A 20,615-nucleotide genomic window follows, 5' to 3' on the forward strand; every position below is an offset into this window, starting at 1 on the left:
GCCTGCTTTTCTCATACGCACCATGAACAGTCGCGAAGTCAAACATGTCGTCATCGTCGGCGGTGGGTCTGCCGGCTGGCTCACCGCCGCCGTCATCGCGGCCGAACATGCGCGCGCGCTCGGCTCGGACCTGCGCGTGACGCTGCTCGAATCGCCCGAGGTCGCGCCGGTCGGCGTCGGCGAAGGCACCTGGCCGAGCATGCGCGAAACCCTGCGCCGGATCGGCGTCCATGAAGCGGACTTCGTGCGCGAATGCGACGCCTCGTTCAAGCAGGGCTCCCGCTTCGACGGCTGGCTGAGCGGCGGCACCGACCGTTATTTCCACCCCTTCGTCGTCCCCCAGGGCTACGGCGAAGCCAACCTGGCCGCGCGCTGGCGCGACACGCATCCCGACGTCCCCTTCGCGGAGCTGGTGAGCTTCCAGCCGCACCTGTGCATGGCCGGCAAGGCGCCCAAGCAGTTCGGCACCCCTGAATTCGCGGCCGTCTCGAATTACGGCTACCACCTGGACGCCGGCAAGTTCGGCGTGTTCCTGCGCCGCCATGCCACCGAACGCCTGGGCGTGCGCCACGTGCGGGACCACGTGACGGCGGTGAGCTCGCACGACAACGGCGACATCGCCGCCCTGCAGACGCGCGAGCACGGCGCGATCGACGGCGACCTGTTCGTCGACTGCACCGGCTCGCGCGCGCTGCTGCTGGGGGCTCACTTCGGCATTCCGCTGCTGTCGCAGAAGCAGGTGCTGTTCAACGACAGCGCGCTGGCGGTGCAGGTGCCTTACCCGCGCGACGACAGCCCGATCGCCTCGCCCACGATCTCGACCGCGCAAAGCGCCGGCTGGATCTGGGACATCGGCCTGCCGACCCGGCGCGGCGTCGGCTACGTCTATTCCAGCGCCCACTGCGACGACGACGAAGCGCAGGCCACCCTGCACGCCTATCTCGAACGCAGCGGCGGCGCCCAGGACGTGCCGGCGCCGCGCAAGCTGCGCTTCGAACCGGGCTACCGCGAGTGCTTCTGGCACCGCAACTGCGTCGCCGTGGGCCAGGCCGCCGGCTTCATCGAGCCGCTGGAAGCATCGGCGCTGGCCATGGTCGAATTGTCGGCCGCGATGCTGGCCGACGCCCTGCCGGCCACGCGCGAAGCGATGGCGGTGGCGGCGCAGCGCTTCAACGAGGCCTTCCGCTATCGCTGGGAACGCGTCATCGATTTTCTCAAGCTGCATTACGCGCTCTCGCGCCGGCGCGATTCCGCCTACTGGCAGGACAACACGGCGCCCGCCTCGATTCCCGCGCGGCTGCGCGACTCGCTGCAGCTGTGGCGGCACCAGCCGCCCTCGCGCCACGACTTTCCCCGGATCGAAGAAATCTTTCCGGCGGCGAGCTACCAGTACGTGCTGTACGGGATGCGCTTCGAGATGGCGTCGCGGCATGTCGTGCGCGCCGACCAGCCGGAACTGGCCGACCGGTGCTTCCACGAGACGGCCGCGCTGACGCGCAGGATGCTGGCCGGGCTGCCGGACAACCGCGCGCTGATCAACCACCTCCGACAAGAACACCAGAGACCATGAGCCAACCCGTTCCGCTGCACCACCTGGACCACAAGGACCTGCGCGTCATCACCGACCGCGGCGCCGCCTACGGCGACGATGTGATGTTCTGCCCAACCTTCCCGCAAGAGTTCCGCGCGGTCCAGGCGCACTACCCGATCGTGTTTCGCGCCACCGCCGACGGCGGCTACGAGGCGCTGGCGCTGTTCGGCTTCGAGGCCGGCGAGAACCTGTTCCTGACCCCGCAGGGCTGGGACGCCCATTACGTCCCGCTGGCCGTCGAGCGCCATCCCTTCCTGATCGGCCGCCACGGCGACGAACTGAACATCCACATCGACCTCGACCACCCGCGCGTGAACACGACGGTCGGCGAGAAGCTGTTCCTGTCCTATGGCGGCATCAGCGAATACCTCGAACGCATCAATTCGGTGCTGCTGACCCTGCACCAGGGGCTGCAGGCCATGCCGGCCTTCGTGCAGGCGCTGCGCGAACATGAACTGCTCGAATCCTTCGTCGCCGACATCACGCTGCAGGACGGCGCAGAGCACCGCCTGGCAGGCTTTTACACGATCCACGAGGAACGCCTGCATGCCCTGCCCGGCGCCGCGCTCGAACGCCTGAGCCGCGACGGCCACCTGCAGGCCATCTACATGGTCGTGGCCTCGTTCGCGCACATGCGCGACCTGATCGCGCGCCGGGAACGCCGTCATGCTGCCTGACCCCGCGCCGATCCGCGAGCTCTCCGGCCTGGCGCCGGACGTCCTGAGCGACGAGCTGCTCACCGCCTCCGAGCCGGTGGTGCTGCGCGGCCTGGCCGCTTCCTGGCCGATGGTCGGCAAGGCGCGCCTGTCGCAGCAGGAAGCGGGGGCCTACCTGCGCCGTTTCTACCGCGGCGAAAAGGTGCTGGCCTTCCTGGGCGCGCCGGAGATGGCGGGCCGCTACTTCTACAACGAAGACCTGAGCGGCTTCAACTACGCCGCCATCAAGGCGCCGCTCGACAAGGTGCTGGAAGAGCTGGAGGACCACAAGGACGACGCCCACCCGCCCTCGGTGTATGTCGGCTCGACGATGATCGACCACTACCTGCCGGGTTTCCGCGCCGAGAACGACCTCGACCTGGGCGGGCGCACGCCCCTGGTCAGCATCTGGATCGGCAACCGCTCGCGCATTGCCGCGCACTACGACGTGCCGGACAACATCGCCGTCGTGGCCGCCGGGCGCCGCCGCTTCACGCTGTTCCCGCCCGAGCAGGTGGCCAACCTCTACATCGGGCCGCTCGACTTCACGCCGGCCGGGCAGGCGATCAGCCTGGTCGACTTCGCCAAACCCGACCTCGAACGCTTCCCGCGCTTCGCCAGGGCGATGCGCAGCGCCCTGACGGCCGAGCTGGGACCGGGCGACGCGATCTTCATTCCCTCGATGTGGTGGCACCATATCGAGGCGCTCGAACCGTTCAATGCGCTGGTCAACTACTGGTGGCGCCAGTCGCCGCCGCACATGGACTCGCCGGCCAGCGCGCTGATGCTGGCGCTGCTCACCGTGCGCGAGCTGCCGCCCGCCCAGCGGCGCGCCTGGCAGGAACTGTTCCGCCACTACGTGTTCGACAGCGACGGCCTGGAAGCGGCCCATATCCCGCCGGCCGCGCGCCGGATGCTGGCGCCGCTCGACGAAGATAGTGCGCGGGCGCTGCGCTTCCAATTGCTCAACCGGCTGAACCGCTAAGCGCCAGGGGCAGCCGGATGTTCTTCGAAACCCGGGCCGGCGCCGGACTCGGTTATCCTTGCGCTTCCGGATAAAGGAGACCAGGCATGTCCTACGAGGAAAGAGATGACTACGGTATGTACAGGAACAAGCACGGCAAGGGACCCGGCCCGGAGCTGATGGGTGCCAACACCCTGCTCGGCGACCATGTCCATAACCTGCAGAACGAACACCTGGGAGTGATCAAGGAATTCATGGTGGACATGCGCACCGGCGCCATCGCCTATGCGGTGATGTCGTCCAGCCGTTTTCTCGGCCTGGGCGAAAAACTGATCGCGGTGCCCTGGCAGGCCTTGAGGCTGGACCCGCAGCACAAACGCTTCACGATGGACATCCCGAAAGAGCGCATCGAGAACGCGCCGGGATTCGATACCGACCACTGGCCGGACATGGCCGACCTCGAATGGGCCGGCGCGGTGCACAACTACTACGGAACTCGCACAGCTTGAACGACGCTCCCGCGTTCTAGACGTCGTTCCCGCGTCTTCAACGTCGTTCCCGCGCAGGCGGGAACCCAAGTTGTTCGAACCGCGAAGAACTTGGGCCCCCGCCTGCGCGGGGGCGACGAGTTTTTGCGCGGGGGCGACGAGTTTTTTGCGCGGGGGCGACGAGGTTCTTACTTCTTCGGCGCCATCAGGTCCAGCAGGATCGCGATTTCAGCCTTGATGGTGTTGACCACGGTCGGCTTGAAGTCCGGCGCCCATTGCGGCGAGTGGGTGCCCGGCAGCGGCTGGCCGGCCTTCTTCGCGGCCTCCAGGCGCGCGCCATCGACCGCGCCGACGTGCAGCAGCACCGCCTTCACGCCCGGCTGCAGACCGTATTGCGAGAAGTCTTCCGAGGTCATCTTGGCCGGCATCTCCTTCACGAATTCCGGACCCACCGCGCCCTGCACGGTCTTGACCATGCGGCCGATCAGCTCCGGATCGTTGTAGACCGAGTCGGTACCCGGCTCGACCTGGACCAGCGGCTCCTTCGGCGCGCCGGCGGCCATCGCCTCGCCCTTCGCTTCGCGTGCGATGCTGGCCAGCACGCGCTTGCGCACTTCCGGCTTGAAGGTACGCACCGACAGCGACAGTTTGACCTGGTCCGGGATGATGTTGGCGACGGTGCCGCCGTGGATGCTGCCGACGGTGATGACCAGCGGATCGATCGGGTTGTTCTCGCGTGCGACCAGGGTCTGCAGCGCCAGCACGATGCGCGAAGCGATCACGATCGGGTCGCGTGCCTCGTGCGGCACGGCGCCGTGGCCGCCCTGGCCGAAGACCGTGATGTTGACCACGTCCGACGACGCGCGGAACGGGCCGGCGTGGTACATGATCGTGCCCGACGGCATGGTGGCGTCGTCGTGGAAGGACAGTGCGTAGTCAGGCTTCGGGAAACGCTTGAACAGGCCATCCTTCAGCATCGCTTCGGCGCCGTGCACGGTTTCTTCCGACGGCTGGCCGATCAGCATCAGGGTGCCGCTCCACGCCTTGCGGTTGTCGGCCATCAGCTTGGCGGTGCCGTACCAGGCCGACATGTGCAGGTCGTGGCCGCAGGCGTGCGCCAGCGACACGGTCTCGCCGGCGGCGTTCTTGGCGGTGGCCTTGCTGGCGAACGGCAAGCCGGTCTTTTCCTGGACCGGCAGCGCGTCCATCTCGGTGCGCAGCATCACGGTCGGGCCGGGGCCGTTCTTCATGATCGCGACCACGCCGGTGCCGCCGACGCCGGTGGTGACTTCGAAGCCCAGCTTCCTGGCCAGTTCGGCCAGCTTGGCGGCGGTCTGGTGTTCGTTGAACCCGAGTTCCGGATTGCGGTGCAGGTCCTGGTACAGGTTCTCGATGGCCGGGTAGTTGGCGTTGAGCTGCTCGGCGAACGGTGCCGGCAGGTTGGCGGCGCCGGCGCCAGCGCCGATCAGACCGGTCAGGAACAGGACGCTGCGGAGGATGTTGGATGACTTCATGGGGATAGGTTCACGTTGTTTAGGTGAGGCGAAAACGAGGCAAGTTTGACATGCCGCTTTTTTCAGGCTAACAGTTCACTCCATTTGTAACAATGAATATTTAACAATTCCCCCGGCTTTGTGGGATTATACCTACAAAATGTTGCATAAATATTTCCATAAAACATTTTCCCATTCCGATTGGAAATGTATAGACCGTACAATATGTACACTTCAGGCCTGCCCCCTTCGTGCCCATGCTCCATCTCGAGCAGGTTTCCTTCACGCGTGGCCGGCCATCTTTCAACAAAAGGAATATCGATGGGATTCGTTGCAAACATCAAGATCGGCAAACGCCTGGGACTCGGCTTTGCTCTCATTCTGGCGATGACGGTGGTCATTGCCGCCGTCGGCGCCTGGCGCATGACGGAAGTCGCCGAGTCGGCCAAGACCATGATGGCCGTGCCGCTGGCAAAGGAGCGCCTGATCACCGACTGGTACAGCCTGAACTTCGCATCGATCCGTCGCACCGCCGCCATCGCCAAGAGCACCGATCCCTCGCTCGCCGCCTACTTCAAGGACGACGCGGCCGCCTCGGTCAAGAAGGCCGCCGAACTGCTCAAACAGATCGAACCGCTGATCGCCGCCGATGGTCCTGAAAAGGAACTGTTCGCCAAGATCCTCGAACAGCGCAAGGCCTACAGCGCCTCGCGCGACGGCACCGTCAAGGCCAAGGCCGAGGGCAATGCCGATGAAGCGGCGCGCATCCTCGAAAAGGAATTCACCCCGGCCGCGCAAAAATACCAGGACCTGCTGCAGGAACTGGTGACCATGCAGCGCAACAGCATGGACGCCACCGCCAATGGCATCGACGACAAGGCCATGGCCGCCACCAGGATGATCGTGATCCTCAGCGGCTGCGCGCTGGTGCTGGGCGCAATCGTCTCCTGGCTGCTCACCCGCGGCATCGTGCTGCCGATCCGCGACGCCGTCTCCGTCGCCGAGACGGTTGCCAGCGGCGACCTGACCCGCACCATCGAAGCGCACTCGAAGGACGAAACCGGCGCCCTGCTGCGCGCCCTGCGCCACATGAACGACAGCCTGGTGGGCATCGTCAGCCAGGTCCGCGGCGGCACCGACACCATCGCCACCGCTTCGCGCGAAATCAGCGCCGGCAACCTCGACCTGTCGGCCCGTACCGAGCAGCAGGCCGGCGCGCTGGAAGAAACCGCGGCTTCGATGGAAGAACTGACCACCACCGTGCGCCAGAACGCCGACAACGCACGCCAGGCCAACCAGCTCGCCATCGCCGCCTCGGAAGTGGCGACCCAGGGCGGCGCCGTGGTCGGCGAAGTCATCACCACCATGGGCGCGATCAACGACAGCTCGCAGCGCATCGCCGACATCATCGGCGTCATCGACGGCATCGCCTTCCAGACCAACATCCTGGCGCTGAACGCCGCCGTCGAAGCGGCGCGCGCCGGCGAACAGGGCCGCGGCTTCGCGGTCGTCGCATCGGAAGTGCGCAACCTGGCGCAGCGCTCGGCCGCCGCCGCCAAGGAGATCAAGGAACTGATCACCGCGTCGGTCGCCAACGTCGATGCCGGCACCAAGCTGGTCGACCAGGCCGGCAGCACGATGGAACAGGTGGTGGGCAGCATCCGCCGCGTGACCGACATCATGGCCGAGATCACCAGCGCCAGCCAGGAACAGACCGGCGGCATCGAGCAGGTCAACAGCGCCATCGCCCAGATGGACCAGGTGACCCAGCAGAACGCCGCCCTGGTCGAGGAAGCCGCCGCAGCGGCCGGCTCGATGCAGGACCAGGCCGCCAAACTGGCCGAGGTGGTCAGCGTGTTCAAGCTGGACCGCGCGCACGACCTCGCCCTGCCTGCGGCCCCGGCCAAGGCCGCGCCGGTGCGCCCGGCCCTGCCGCGTGCGGCGGCGCCGGCGGTCAAGGCCGCGAGCGCAAAGCCGGCCCGCAAGCCGGCCAAGCAGCCCGTGGAAGCCGACTGGGAAGAGTTCTAACAGTGAGCTTGTCAACGTCGTCCCGTTAGCTTGTCAACGTCGTCCCCGCGCAGGCGGGGACCCAAGTTCTGCCAGCGCAGTCGAAATGCGAACAAACCTGGGTCCCCGCCTGCGCGGGGACGACATATTTGGAACTAGCAAAAGTCCCTGCTGCGGGTATCGAGATTCCCCAGCAGGTGCGACATGTCCACCAGGCGCTTGGCCACCAGGTGCCTGACCTCCCCTTCCTTCTGCCAGATCCCGTACACGCCCAGCAGGTGGGAATTCAACACTTCCCGCCGCTGCTGTTCGACCAGGCTGGCCCACACGATCACGTTGACGTTGCCGGTTTCGTCCTCGATGGTAAGGAAGAGCACGCCCTTGGCCGTGCCCGGACGCTGGCGCACGGTGACGATGCCGCAGGCGCGCGCCAGCTGGCCGTTGGCGAAATCCATCAGCACCTCGGCCGGCAGGAAACGCCTGGCCAGCAATTGCGGGCGCAGCAGCGCGAGCGGATGCCGGCCCAGCGTGAGCCCCTGCGCGCGGTAATCGCCGACGATCTCCTGCCCTTCGCTGGGCGCGGCCAGGGTCGGCACCTCTTCCGCCAGCGAGGCCGGGCGCAGCAAGTCCTTGTCCGGCACCGCGCCCGCCGCCTGCCACAGGGCCTGGCGACGGTGCCCGGCCAGGGCCTCGAGCGCATTGCCGCCGGCCAGCACCTGCAGGTCGCCGCGGTCCAGGCTGGCGCGGCGGGCCAGGTCGGCGGTGTCGAGGAAGGGACGGATGGCGCGCGCCAGCTCGATGCGCTCGGCGGCGCCCTTGTCCATCCCGCGCAGCATGTGCAGGCCGAGGCGTACCGCCGGCTGGGGGCGGGACGGATCGGTTGCGTGCGCGTCCAGCTCTTCCAGCGTCGACTCCCAGCCGCTGACCGTCACGTCCACCGCGCGCACCTCGATGCCGTGGCGGCGCGCATCCTGCACCAGCTGCGAGGGACTGTAGAAGCCCATGGGCTGGCTGTTCAGCAGCGCGCACAAGAACGCCGCCGGCTCGTGGCACTTGAGCCAGGAACTGGCATAGGCCAGCAGCGCGAAGCTGGCCGCATGCGACTCCGGAAAACCGTATTCGCCGAAGCCCTGGATCTGGCTGAAGATCTGCTCGGCAAAGCCGATGTCGTAGCCCTTGGCCAGCATGCCGCCGACGATGCGCTCGTAGTATTTTTCGAGTCCCCCTTTGCGCTTCCAGGCCGCCATCGCGCGGCGCAGCTGGTCGGCCTCGCCGGGTGTGAAGCCGGCCGCCAGGATCGCCACCTGCATCACCTGCTCCTGGAAGATCGGCACGCCCAGGGTGCGGGCCAAAGCCACCTTCATGTCCGGGCTCGGATAGACCACCGGCGCCTTCTGCTCGCGCCGCTGCAGGTAGGGATGCACCATGCCGCCCTGGATCGGCCCGGGGCGCACGATGGCCACCTGGATCACCAGGTCGTAGAACTGGCGCGGCTTCATGCGCGGCAGCATGCTCATCTGGGCGCGCGACTCGATCTGGAATACGCCCACGGTATCGGCGGCGCGGATCATGCGGTAGGTGGCCGGGTCGTCCGGCGGGATGTCCTGCATTTCGAACACGGTGCCGTGGCGCTGGCCAACCAGCTCCAGGCCACGGCGCAGCATCGACAGCATGCCCAGCGCCAGCACGTCGACCTTCATCAGGCCCAGCTCTTCGAGGTCGTCCTTGTCCCATTGGATGACGCTGCGCTCGGGCATGGTCGCGTTCTCGATCGGCACCAGGCGCGAGAGCTTCCCGCGCGCCATCACGAAACCGCCCGGGTGCTGCGACAGGTGGCGCGGAAAGCCGAGCAGGCGCTGCGCCAGCGAAGCCCACTGCTGCGACAGCGGCGCCTCCGGATCGAGGCCGCTCTCGGCCAGGCGGTTCAGGAGGTCGGCCTTGCTGTCGAACCAGTGATGCTGCTTGCAGACCCGCTCGACGATGGCAAGGTCGATGCCGAGCGCGCGCCCGCTGTCGCGCAGCGCGCTCTTGGGGCGGTAGCTGATCACCACCGCCGCCAGCGCGGCGCGCTCGCGGCCGTACTTGCGGTAGATGTACTGGATGACCTCCTCGCGCCGCTGGTGCTCGAAGTCGACGTCGATGTCGGGCGGCTCGTTGCGCTCCTTCGAAATGAAGCGTTCGAACAGCAGGCTGGCACGGCTGGGGTCGACCTCGGTGATGCCCAGGCAATAGCACACCGCCGAATTGGCGGCCGAGCCGCGGCCCTGGCAGAGGATGTGCTGGGAGCGGGCGAAGCGCACGATGTCGTACACGGTCAGGAAATAGTGCTCGTAGCGCATCTCGGCAATCAGGCCCAGCTCATGCTCGATCTGAGCCTGTACTTTGGCCGGGATGCCGTTACGGAAGCGCCGGTGCGCGCCGATATAGGTTTCGCTGCGCAGATAGCTGGCGGCCGTGTGGCCGGGCGGGACCACCTCGTCCGGGTATTCGTAGCGCAGTTCGTCCAGCGAGAATGTGCACAGGCCGGCAATGCGCAGAGTCTCGTCCAGCGCCGCCCGCGGATAGATGTTGGCCAGGCGCACCCGCGAGCGCAAATGCTGCTCGGCGTTCTGGGCCAGCTGGTAGCCGCATTCGGCCACCGGCTTGCCTATCCGCGTCGCGCTCAGGGTGTCCTGCAAGGGCTTGCGCGAGCGCACGTGCATCACCACGTGGCCGAGCGCGACGATCTTCATGCCGTGCTGCCAGCCGACTTCCTCGACGGTGGCGCGGTGGGCATCGTCGAAGGCGCGGTGCAGCAGGTTCAGGCCGATCCAGGCGCGGCCCGGGAAGCGCAGCGCCATCCACGCCGCCTGCGCGTGCAGGCGGTCGACACCTTCCTGGTCGTGGCCCGGGTAGGCGGGCAGCAGGATCGCCAGGCAGTCCGGCATGCCGCTTTCCAGGTCGGCGGGATGCAGCAGGTAAGTCCCCTTCGCGCTGCGGGTGCGCCCGAGCGTGATCAGTTCCGACAGGTTGCCGTAGCCGTTGCGGTTCTGCGCCAGCAGGACAAGAGAAAGCGCATCGGTGCCGTCCGGGTGTTTCAAATGGAAATGGGCGCCGATGATGAGCGGCAGCTTTGCCCCCTTCGCTTCCGCATGCGCGCGCACGACCCCGGCCAGCGAACATTCGTCGGTGATCGCAAGCGCCGCATACCCCAGCTGCACGGCCCGCGCCACCAGTTCCTCCGCATGCGATGCCCCTTGCAGGAAGGAGAAGTTCGACAGGCAGAACAGCTCCGCATACTGGGGCAGGCCCAGGTGCAGACCCGTTTGGGAAGATGGCGGCTCGGATGGCATCGTGCGTGCGTTGTTTGTATGCAAATAGGGCTACAATTGCCTTAACCAAAGACAATACTGTATAAAAACACAGTATAACTGACGACTTCGACAATTGCGAAACATGCACGTGCAAACATTGAGATGCTTCGGGGCGCGGCCAGGCCAAGGGAACCCGGCGCTGGTGATCGAAGACGACGACATGGACCAGGCTGCCCGCCAGGCCTTTGCTCGCGAACACAACACCACCTGCGTCTTCCTGTCCGCGGATGGCGAGGTGGATTACTTCTACCCGCACATGCGCAGCCCGCTGTGCCTGCACGCGACGCTGGCGGTGGCCGCGCTGCTGTCCGGCCGTCCCGGCGCTGCGGCAAGACTGAGCGTGCGCACCGCCATGCAGGGCCAGGTGCTGGGCCTGGCGCGCGAAGGCGATGACTATTTCGTGCGGCTGGCGCCCCAGCCCGCGCCTGCGCCGGCCATCGACGATGCGCAGGTCGCGGCGCTGCTGCGGGCGCCCGGCCTGGCGCTGGCGTCCAGGCCCCGTGTGGCCTCGGTCGGCAGCCCCAAACTGCTGGTGGAGGTGCGGGACGTGGATACCTTGTATGGCCTGGCGCCGGACCTGGCCGGCATCGCGGCCTGGGGCCGGCAGCAGGGCGTGAACGGCCTCTACGTTTATTGCCGGCTGAATGCGGACACGCTCGAGGGCCGTAACTTCAACCACCTCGACCCGGCGCTCGAAGACAGCGCCACCGGCGTCGCCGCGGGTGCGCTCGCGCTGGCGCTGCAACAAAACCTGACGGTGCGCCAGGGCCGCGCGGTCGGCAGCGATTGCCTGATCAAGGCCCGGGTCGAAGGCGATGCGATCCTGGTCGGCGGCAGAGTAGAGGTCTAGCATGCGGCGCGCCATCAAGCTCATCGCGCTTGCCGCCCTCCTGATCCTGGGCGGCTGCGCCTCGCGCACGGCATCGCGCATGGGCACTGCCGCCACCGCCCCGCTCAACGACCTCGGCATCCGCAAGACCGAGATCCCGAGCGTGCTCGAGAAGGCACAGGAAAATCCCTACCTGATGCCGGCCGGGCTGAGCTGCGTGGCGATCGCCCGCGAGCTCCACGAACTCGACAGCGCGCTCGGTCCCGACTACGACGCGGCGGCCTCGGCCAAGGCCGAGACTTCCCTGATGGACAAGGCGTCCGACCTGGCCGAAGATCAGGCGGTCGGCGCGGTGCAACGGACCGCCGAGGGACTGATTCCGTTCCGCGGCTGGATACGCAAGCTGAGCGGCGCGGAGCGCCATTCGAAGCACGTGTCCGCCTGCATCACGGCCGGGTCGGTGCGCCGCGCCTTCCTGAAGGGCCTTGCCATTTCCCAGCACTGCACGATGCCGGAGCTGCCGCCGGCGCCGGCGCAAAGCTAGCGCCCGGGAACTAAAGCCCCGCGTGCCGACTCTGCTAGCAGGAGTCTGTCGATGGGAGAAGATCATGAGCGCAACCGGAAAACTCGCCGGCAAGCGGATTGCCGTGCTCGCGGCGGACGGTGTCGAGGGGGCGGAACTGGGCGCCGCGCTGGCGGCGCTGAAGGACGCGGGGGCGCAGACCGCGCTCGTCGCCCTGCGTCCGGGCCGGATACGCAGCATGAACGTGCACCAGCCATCCGACCTGGTCAAGGTCGACAGCAAGGTCGAGAACGCCAGCGCCGCCGACTACGACGGCCTGCTGATTCCAGGTGGCTATATTGCGCCAGACCTGCTGCGCCAGTCGGCCCCGGCGCGTGAATTCGTGCGCGCCTTCGACGCCGCCGGCAAGCCGATCGCGGCGATGTCGCACGGGGTCCTGGTGCTGGTCTCGACCGGGCTGGCCAGCGGCCGGCTGCTCACCTCCTGGCCGGGCGTGCGCGACGACCTGGTGAACGCCGGCGCCACCTGGTGCAACCAGGAAACCGTGCGCGACGGCCGCATCCTGACCAGCCGGACCCCGCAGGACTGCGCCGCCTTCCTGCGCGAACTGCTGCCCTTGCTGGCAGGCGAGCCTGCTGCCGATCCCGCCGTGACCCGGGCCGATTCCGATCCGCCCCAGCAGGCGCCGTCGGAATTGCCCGACCAGTCGCTGCGCTGGCTGGCGGCGCCCTCGCTCGGCGCCATGCTGAGCCTGGCGATCGTGGGCGTCGGCGTGGTGGCTGCCAACCGCAGCCTGCGCAAGCGCGGCGGCAAGGAAGTGGCGGCCGGGACCGGGGAAGCCGTCCAGGACAGCTAGCGCCGGGCCGGGGGCACTTCGTGCTATCGTCGTCCTGACCGGCCTATCGGGAGACCCATCCATGCCCCTCGTGCGCATTCTGGTGCTCGTGGTTCTCTGCGCCCCGTTCCTGGCCGGCGCGGCATCCGTGCACGCCCCTCTGCGCGTTGTCATGGACGAAAACTATCCGCCCTTCGCCTACCGCAACCCGGACGGCAAACTGGAAGGCTATACGGTCGACCTGTGGCGCCTGTGGGAGCAAAAGACCGGGCGCCGGGTCCAGCTCATCGCCGTCAACTGGGCCCAGGTGCAGCCGATGCTGGCTGCCGGCCAGGCCGACGTCATCGATCCCATCTTCCGCACCCAGGCCCGCAGCGCCACCCTCGACTTTTCCCCGCCCTACACCACGGTTGCGACCGCCGTCTACGCCGATGCATCGCTGCAAGGCATCCACGACATCGCCAACCTGAAGGGCTTCGAAGTGGGCGTGCAGACGGCCGACGCCTGCGCCGAAGAACTGCTGCGGGCGGGCATCACCGGCGTGCGCATCTATCCCACCTACCAGGCCCTGGTCGATGCCGCCGCCAACCAGGCCATCAAGCTGCTGTGCATGGACGAGAACTCGGCCGACTACCGCCTCTACCGGCTCGGCCTGCAGCGCCACTACCTGAAAGCCTTCGAGGTGACCCGCAACGACCTGCGCCGGGCGGTGCGCAAGGGCGACGCCGCCACCTTCGCCGTGGTCGAGGATGGCATGGCGCGCATCACCCCGGCCGAGCTCGACGCGCTGCACGACAAGTGGATGGGCCGCCCCCTGCCCTTCTTCCGCTATACCGAGCGGCTGCTGGAAGCCCTGCTGGTGCTGGGTGTGCTGGTGCTGCTGCTGGCCGTCTGGCTGCGCTCGGTACACAAGGCAGTGCGCGTGCGTACCGCCGAGCTCGAACGCGAAAAGACCCAGCTGCGCACCCTGGTCGAAAGCAGCCCCGACGTCATCTGGCTGAAGGACCCGGAGGGCGTCTACCTGGCCTGCAACACGCGTTTCGAGGAATTGGTGGGCCGCACGCGCGGCGATGTCGTCGGCAAGCGCGACAGCGACTTCTTTTCCGCGTCCGAGGCCGGGCGCATGCGCGATACCGACCTCGAGGCGATCAGGCAAAACAGGCCGCTTGCCCATGAGCAGCGCCTGACCCGACCGGACGAAACCAGGGTCCGGGTGTTCGAAGCCATCAAGACGCCCATCGTCGAGCCGGACGGCAAGGTGCTGGGTGTGCTCGGCGTCGGGCGCGACATGACCGAACGCATCGACCAGGAACGCACGATCCGCCAGCAGGCCAGGATGCTGGCGGACATGAGCGCCCTGGCCCGGATCGGCGCCTGGGAGTTGGACTGCGATACCGGCCGCTTCGAATGGAGCGACGAGGTCCGCCGCATTTACGGCCTGCCCGAGGGCGCGCAACTGACGCTCGGCGACTGCCTGGCCTGCTGGGACGAGGAAGACCGCAAACTGGGCGAGCGCGTACTGCACGCGGCGACGGTCCATGGCGAATCCTTCGACATCGAAGTCCAGATCACCACCCCTGCGGGCAATCCCAAATGGCTACGCGTACTCTGCCATCCGATCCTGCTCGACGGGCGGCGCGTCCTGGGCGGCACCGTGCAGGACGTGACGCATCGCCGCAGCCTGGAAGAATCGATGCGGATGGCAAACCTGATCTACCAGACCAGTTCGGAAGCCGTGCTGGTGACCGATGAGGCCAACCGCATCGTCGACGCCAACCCGGCCTTCACGGTCCAGACCGGCTATGCATTGGACGAGGTGGCCGGCCAGGAGCCCCAGCTGTTCGGCTCGAGCATGCACGACCAGGGCTTTTACGCGCGCCTGCGCCAGGCGCTGGCCGAGCACGATCACTGGCAGGGCGAGATCCAGGACCGCAACAAGGACGGCCGCTTCACCGCGAAATTCGTCAACATCCGCGTGATCCGGCATCCGGACGGGCGCGTCTACCGCCACGTGATCCAGTTCCAGGACATCAGCGAACAGAAGCAGAAGGACGAAGTGATCTGGCGCCAGACCAATTTCGACCCGCTGACCGGGCTGCCGAACCGCCGCCTCTTCCTCGACCGCCTGCAGCAGGACATGAAGAAAGTCCAGGGAAGCGGCCGCCGGCTGGGCGTGCTGCTGCTCGACATCGACCGCTTCAAGGACGTCAACGACAGCTACGGCTATGCCAGGGGCGACGAAGCCCTGGTCGAGCTGACCCGGCGCATGGGACGCTGCGTGCCGGCCGATGCCACCGTGGCGCGCCTGGGCGGCGGCATGTTCGCGATCGCGGTCGGCGAAAACGAGCACGAGCTGCACCTGGAGATCATTGCCGGCGCGCTGATCGAGGCGGTGGCGGTGCCGCTGGGCCTTGTCGCAGACGAACTGGCCTACCTGTCCGCCAGCATCGGCATCAGCCTGTATCCGGACGATGCCCTTGATGCCGCCGCCCTGCTCGCGCGTGCGGAGGATGCGATGCTCCAGGCCAAGCGCGCCGGACGCGGTCACTTCCAGTACTTCACGTCCGCCCTGCAGCAGCAGGCCGCGCTCAAGCTCAGGCTCGGCAAGGACCTGCGCACGGCGCTGTCGCGCCGGCAGTTGCAGGTGTTCTACCAGCCCATCGTTGAAGCCGCCACCGGGCGCCTGCGCAAGGCCGAGACCCTGCTGCGCTGGGACCATCCGGAACTCGGCCCGATCAGCCCGGCCAGCTTCATTCCGCTGGCCGAAGAAACCGGCCTGATCGACGATATCGGCGAATGGGTACTAGGCGAAGCCATCGCCAGCATCGAACGCTGGCGCCAGAAATACGACTGTACGATCGAGCTGAGCGTGAACATTTCGCCGATGCAGTTCGAGCGCCAGGGCGGCCTGCCCTGGCTGGACCGCATCCTGCACGCCAGCGCGCCCAGCAGCAGCCTGACGGTGGAAATCACCGAAGGCGTGCTGGTGAGCGACGCCGAACAGGTCTCGCGCTGCCTCGGGGCGCTGCGCGGCGCCGGCGCCAAGGTCTCGATCGACGACTTCGGCACCGGCTTTTCCTCGCTGGCCTACCTGAAGCATTTCGACGTCGACTACCTGAAGATCGATAAATCCTTCATCAAGCACCTGGCCGAGGACGGCAGCGACAAGGCCCTGACCGAGGCGATCATCGGCCTCGCGCACCGGCTCGGCATCGAGGTGATCGCCGAGGGCGTCGAGCACGGCGCCCAGCGCGACATCCTGGCCGCCTTCGGCTGCGACTTCATCCAGGGCTGGTATTACTCGAAGGCGCTGTCCCGCGACGCCTTCGAGGACTACATCGAACGGCAGTTGGCGTTATCATAAGGTCATGAACCCACCCGCCAGCCAATACACGCTCCAACAAAAAGTTTTCCTGTTCCTGCTGACGATCGTCACGATCGGCTTCTTCTGGATCCTGATGCCCTACGCGGGCGCGGTGTTCTGGGGCATCGTGCTGGCGATCCTCTTCATCCCGCTCTACCGCCGGCTGCTGCGGGCCACCAAGCAGAAGCCGAACGTCGCGGCATTGCTTACCCTGGCCTCCATCGTGGTGATGGTGATCATTCCGGTGGCCCTGATCAGCGCCTCGCTGGTGCAGCAGGCGGTCACGGTCTACGACATGGTCAAGTCCGGCCACATCGATTTCGGCCGCTACTTCACCCAGATCATCGGCGCGCTGCCGAACTGGGTCGTCAGCCTGCTCGAGCGTTTCGACCTCACCAGCATCGCCTCGCTGCAGCAGAAGCTCTCGACCGTCGCGGCCCAGGTCAGCCAGGTCGCGGCCAAGTATGCGCTCAACTTCGCCAGCAACACCTTCGACTTCCTGGTCAGCATGACCATCATGCTCTACCTGCTGTTCTTCCTGCTGCGCGACGGCCATTCGCTGGCCGGCCGCATCAAGACCGCGGTGCCGCTGAGCCTCGACTACAAGAAGCGCCTGTTCAGCAACTTCACCACCGTGATCCGCGCCACCGTCAAAGGCAATGTGCTGGTGGCGATGGCCCAGGGCGCGCTGGGCGGCCTGATCTTCTGGATCCTGCACGTGCAGGCGCCGCTGCTGTGGGCGGTGGTGATGGCCTTCCTGTCGCTGCTGCCGGCGGTCGGCGCCGCCATCGTGTGGGCACCGGTGGCGGTCTACTTCCTGGTCACCGGCTCGGTCTGGCAGGGCGTGGTGCTGATCGCCTTCGGCGTGTTCGTGATCGGCCTGGTCGACAACCTGCTGCGCCCGCTACTGGTCGGCAAGGACACCAAGATGCCCGACTATGTGGTGCTGCTGTCGACCATCGGCGGCATGGCTTTGTTTGGATTGAATGGCTTCGTGATCGGGCCAGTGATTGCGGCCTTGTTCATCGCATCCTGGGACTTGTTTGCGTCGGCTGAAGAATTTCACCAGGAGTAAGAGATGAGCGAAAAAGTGAATACGACGGTTGCCGAGCTAGTGTTCGAGCTCGGCAAGGTAACGCGGCGCGCAGCCGAGAATACAAACGGCAAGCTCGATCCGGTCGCGCTGTCGAAGCTTGCGAATCAGTTACTGGAAGCGGGGCATGAGAAAGTCGCAAATGACTTGCTGATGGTGTTTGTGGCCGGGTTCGAGGAGGGCGATCCGCCTGAGCGGCGGGTGCATCCGGAAGATCGTTGAGACGAGCATCGACTTCTGCCAGCGATAAAAATCCAACGATCCACAATTGACAACCCATACATGCACATCACGCTGGAACCAGTAACTATCGATAATTTCGAAGTCCTGATGGACATGGAGCTACCTCCAGAGCAGGCGCGGTTCCTCGCCAGTAATGCCTATTCGATCGCACAGGCACATTACTACGCCGACTGGCGGCCGCGCGCAATTTACTGCGATGGCAGCCCAGCAGGTTTCGCTTTATACGATGTGACCGGCAATGACGAACCGGGACACTACGCAATTTACAGGCTGATGGTGGACTATCCTCGTCAAAACCAGGGAATAGGCCGCCGGGCAATGGAGCTGCTGCTGTCGGAGATCCGGGCGTACGCAGATGCTCGCCGGATCACCATTTGCTATAAACCTGATAATGCCACTGCACGCAGGTTCTACGCGTCGCTGGGTTTCATCGAAACCGATATCGATGAGCTTGGAGAGATGGTAGCGGAGATCTTGCTGGAATAGCTTGCCTGCCTCTGCTCGACCGGGATTTTCTCGACCATGTCTGGCTCCTACGCGATCCAACATCGTTGAGACATATTCCACTAATGCATCAAGAAAAGCAGTGCCATGCGTAAATACCTACGTATAAATACTGATTATAGGCAACACTGTTGTAGTTATGAGACGATCAACTTCTTAACCCCTATACGCAACTGGTACATTCAAGGATTGCAATCTTTCCCGAGGACCAAGCCCTTGAAACCGACCGCGATCCGTCAATCCCTTCTGCTCGCCTTGTACGGCAGCGCCGCGCTTGCCGCCCTGCCTACAAGCGCCGGCGCCCAGACCACCGCACCGGCCGCCGAGGTCGGCAACACCATCCAGAGCGTGAACATCGTCGGCTCGCGCCGCGTCGGCAACACCTCGGCCACCGACACCCCGGTCCCGGTCGACTATATCCCGCTGACCAAGGCGGCCGAGCAAGGCGGTCAGTTCGACCTGGCGCAGACCCTGGCGAATATCTCGCCCTCGTTCAACTCGACCCGCCAGACCGGTGCCGATGGCGCCGACCTGGTCGACTCGGCCGCCCTGCGCGGCCTGGGCTCGGACCAGACCCTGGTGCTGGTGAACGGCAAGCGCCGCCACACGACCGCGCTGGTGAATCTGTTCGGCGCGCGCAACCGCGGTAACACCGGCACGGACATGAACGCGCTGCCGCTCCTCGCCATCAAGGACGTCCAGGTGCTGCGCGACGGCGCCGCCGCGCAATACGGCTCCGATGCCATCGCTGGCGTGATCAACGTCGAACTCAAGAAGAGCCTGGGCTGCGAATCGATCGCCGGCTTCGGCGAGTACTCGAAGCACGACGGCAAGAACTGGATCGCCTCGGCCTACTGCGGCGTGGCGGTCGCCGATGGCGTGCTCGGCATCACCGGCGAATATTACGACCGCGGCCGCTCCAACCGTGCCGAGCCGGACAATCCGCGCATCATCGGCGACACCAAGACCAAGAACAAGACCGTCTACGCGAACGGCGAATTTCCAGTGGGACCGGGCAAGCTCTACCTGACGGCCGGCGCCCAGACCCGCGACGCTTCCTCGGCCGCCTGGGCTAGAGGCGGCATCGGTTCGGACGACATCCCCTCGCGCAACTCGGCCGCCATGTACCCGGAGGGCTTCGTGCCCTTCATCAACGGCGACATCGACGACCGCTTCGGCATCCTCGGCTACCGCACCCGCTTCGGCGAATGGGCCGGCGACTTCTCGCAGACCTACGGCTACAACCGCATGCGCTACACCATCGCGCACACGCTGAACGCCTCGATCGCCAACCTCGACCTGGCCAATGGCGGCCGCGGCATCAGCCCCTCGCAATTCGACGCCGGCGGCTTCGCCTTCCGCCAGCTCACCACCAACGCCGATTTCAGCCGCTACTACGGCGACATCCTCGGCGGCCTGAACGCGGCCTTCGGCTTCGAGTACCGCGCCGAGAACTACAAGATCTTCGCCGGCGAACCGGGTTCCTACATCGACGCCGACGGCGTGGGCATCGGCGGCAATGCCGGCAGCCAGGGCTTCCCGGGCTTCCAGCCGGGCGATGCGGCCGACCGCAACCGCCACAGCAGCGCCGCCTACCTCGACTTCGAGGCCGACCTGAACGCGCGCACCAAGCTGCAGGCCGCCCTGCGCCACGAGCGCTATTCGGACTTCGGCTCGACCACCACCGGCAAGCTGGCCGGCTCGTTCAAGGCCACCGATGACGTGCTGCTGCGGGCCTCGGCCAGCACCGGCTTCCGCGCGCCCTCGCTGCAGCAGGTCTACTTCTCCTCGACCTTCACCGACTTCATCAGCGGCGTGCCGATGGACGTGGTGCTGGCGCCGAACGGCGGCAAGGTCGCCAACGCGGCCGGCATCCCGCAGCTGAAGGAAGAGAAGTCGAAGAGCTACACCCTGGGCATGACCTGGACCCCGTCCAGGACCGTGTCGGTGACCGCCGACCTGTACCACATCGACATCGACGGCCGCATCGTGCTGTCGGGCCGCTTCGACGCCGACAACTACCCGGCCCTCGGCGCCACCCTGCAGACGCTGGGCGTGGGCCAGGCGCAGTTCTTCGTGAACTCGGTCGACACCCGCACCCAGGGCCTGGACCTGACCGCCTCGCACCGCATGGACATCGGCGGCGGCAAGCTCGCCACTTACCTGGCGATGAACTTCAGCCGCACCCAGGTCACGGGCGTGCACGCACCGAGCGCGCTGGCCGGCTTCGAGGACGTGCTGCTGTCCGAACGCGAGCGCCTGTTCATCGAACAGGGCGGCCCGCGCCGCAAGGCCACGCTGGACTTCGACTACACCAAGGGCAAGCTGGAAACCGACTTCCGCATCGTGCACTACGGCCCGCAGACCCTGGGCACCTTCTCGGGTCCGCCGGTGCCGAACCAGCACTACGAAGCCAAGACCTCGGCCGACCTGTCCTTCACCTGGTCGTTCACCGACAAGACCAAGCTGACCGTGGGCGGCACCAACATCTTCAACGTGCATCCGACGGCGCAGAATCCGGACGAGACCGATAACGGCTTCAAGTATGAAAGCGTGCAGTTCGGCCTGAATGGCGCGGCGTATTTTGCGCGCGTGTCGCACAGGTTCTAAGCGCCCCACCTACCGCCCCCGCG

15 protein-coding genes are annotated in these 20,615 nt (G+C 66.4%); 13 read left to right on the top strand and 2 right to left on the bottom strand.

Annotated elements, in window-relative coordinates:
* Positions 1 to 22: 22 nt before the first annotated feature.
* The 4 genes from NX782_RS12100 (at position 23) to NX782_RS12115 (ending at position 3,759) form a co-directional block, all read left to right on the top strand.
* A complete protein-coding gene (locus tag NX782_RS12100; RefSeq protein ID WP_258845719.1) occupies positions 23 to 1,570 on the top strand; it encodes a tryptophan halogenase family protein in 1,548 nt (515 codons plus the stop codon).
* Entirely contained in the window at positions 1,567 to 2,268 is a 702-nt protein-coding gene (locus NX782_RS12105) for a SapC family protein (RefSeq protein WP_258845720.1), read from the top strand. Before NX782_RS12100 ends, NX782_RS12105 begins: the two co-directional genes overlap by 4 nt.
* Positions 2,258 to 3,271: a cupin-like domain-containing protein gene (locus NX782_RS12110; protein WP_258845721.1), complete on the top strand. Its 1,014-nt coding sequence runs from the start codon at positions 2,258 to 2,260 to the stop codon at positions 3,269 to 3,271. The genes NX782_RS12105 and NX782_RS12110 overlap by 11 nt, the downstream gene beginning before the upstream one ends.
* Positions 3,272 to 3,357: 86 nt before the next feature.
* A complete protein-coding gene (locus NX782_RS12115; protein ID WP_258845722.1) occupies positions 3,358 to 3,759 on the top strand; it encodes a PRC-barrel domain-containing protein in 402 nt (133 codons plus the stop codon).
* 167 nt (positions 3,760 to 3,926) lie between these two features.
* Here the strand turns inward: NX782_RS12115 and NX782_RS12120 are convergent, their stop codons facing one another.
* Positions 3,927 to 5,252, bottom strand: coding sequence for an amidohydrolase (locus tag NX782_RS12120; RefSeq protein ID WP_258845723.1), 1,326 nt, complete (start codon positions 5,250 to 5,252; stop codon positions 3,927 to 3,929).
* A 300-nt stretch (positions 5,253 to 5,552) separates the two neighbouring features.
* On the opposite strand from NX782_RS12120, the gene NX782_RS12125 reads away from it, so the two are divergent.
* The gene (locus NX782_RS12125) at positions 5,553 to 7,259 is read left to right on the top strand and encodes a methyl-accepting chemotaxis protein (protein WP_258845724.1); all 1,707 of its coding nucleotides are present in this window, start codon (positions 5,553 to 5,555) and stop codon (positions 7,257 to 7,259) included.
* A gap of 134 nt (positions 7,260 to 7,393) precedes the next feature.
* Here NX782_RS12125 and NX782_RS12130 read toward each other — a convergent pair whose 3' ends face one another.
* Positions 7,394 to 10,570, bottom strand: coding sequence for an error-prone DNA polymerase (locus tag NX782_RS12130; RefSeq protein ID WP_258845725.1), 3,177 nt, complete (start codon positions 10,568 to 10,570; stop codon positions 7,394 to 7,396).
* Positions 10,571 to 10,673: 103 nt separating this feature from the next.
* On the opposite strand from NX782_RS12130, the gene NX782_RS12135 reads away from it, so the two are divergent.
* The 8 genes from NX782_RS12135 to NX782_RS12170 all read left to right on the top strand — a co-directional run bounded on the left by NX782_RS12135 (position 10,674) and on the right by NX782_RS12170 (position 20,592).
* Positions 10,674 to 11,441, top strand: a complete 768-nt coding sequence (locus NX782_RS12135) for a PhzF family phenazine biosynthesis protein (RefSeq protein WP_258845726.1) — start codon at positions 10,674 to 10,676, stop codon at positions 11,439 to 11,441.
* A gap of 1 nt (position 11,442) precedes the next feature.
* Entirely contained in the window at positions 11,443 to 11,964 is a 522-nt protein-coding gene (locus tag NX782_RS12140; protein ID WP_258845727.1) for a hypothetical protein, read from the top strand.
* A 64-nt stretch (positions 11,965 to 12,028) separates the two neighbouring features.
* Positions 12,029 to 12,799 (top strand): DJ-1/PfpI family protein, encoded by a 771-nt coding sequence (locus tag NX782_RS12145; RefSeq protein WP_258845728.1) that lies wholly within the window; start codon positions 12,029 to 12,031, stop codon positions 12,797 to 12,799.
* Positions 12,800 to 12,860: 61 nt separating this feature from the next.
* On the top strand, positions 12,861 to 16,142 hold the full coding sequence (locus NX782_RS12150; protein WP_258845729.1) for an EAL domain-containing protein: 3,282 nt from the start codon (positions 12,861 to 12,863) through the stop codon (positions 16,140 to 16,142).
* Positions 16,143 to 16,146: 4 nt separating this feature from the next.
* On the top strand, positions 16,147 to 17,217 hold the full coding sequence (locus NX782_RS12155) for an AI-2E family transporter (RefSeq protein ID WP_258845731.1): 1,071 nt from the start codon (positions 16,147 to 16,149) through the stop codon (positions 17,215 to 17,217).
* Between the two features lie 3 nt (positions 17,218 to 17,220).
* Positions 17,221 to 17,457 carry a hypothetical protein gene (locus tag NX782_RS12160; RefSeq protein WP_258845732.1) on the top strand — a complete coding sequence of 79 codons (237 nt, stop codon included), beginning with the start codon at positions 17,221 to 17,223 and terminating at the stop codon, positions 17,455 to 17,457.
* Positions 17,458 to 17,517: 60 nt separating this feature from the next.
* Positions 17,518 to 17,964 (top strand): GNAT family N-acetyltransferase, encoded by a 447-nt coding sequence (locus NX782_RS12165; RefSeq protein WP_258845733.1) that lies wholly within the window; start codon positions 17,518 to 17,520, stop codon positions 17,962 to 17,964.
* A gap of 234 nt (positions 17,965 to 18,198) precedes the next feature.
* Positions 18,199 to 20,592, top strand: coding sequence for a TonB-dependent receptor plug domain-containing protein (locus NX782_RS12170; RefSeq protein WP_258845734.1), 2,394 nt, complete (start codon positions 18,199 to 18,201; stop codon positions 20,590 to 20,592).
* Positions 20,593 to 20,615: the final 23 nt, after the last annotated feature.

The organism is Massilia norwichensis, assembly GCF_024753245.1.
GTDB classification, from domain to species: domain Bacteria; phylum Pseudomonadota; class Gammaproteobacteria; order Burkholderiales; family Burkholderiaceae_D; genus Telluria; species Telluria norwichensis.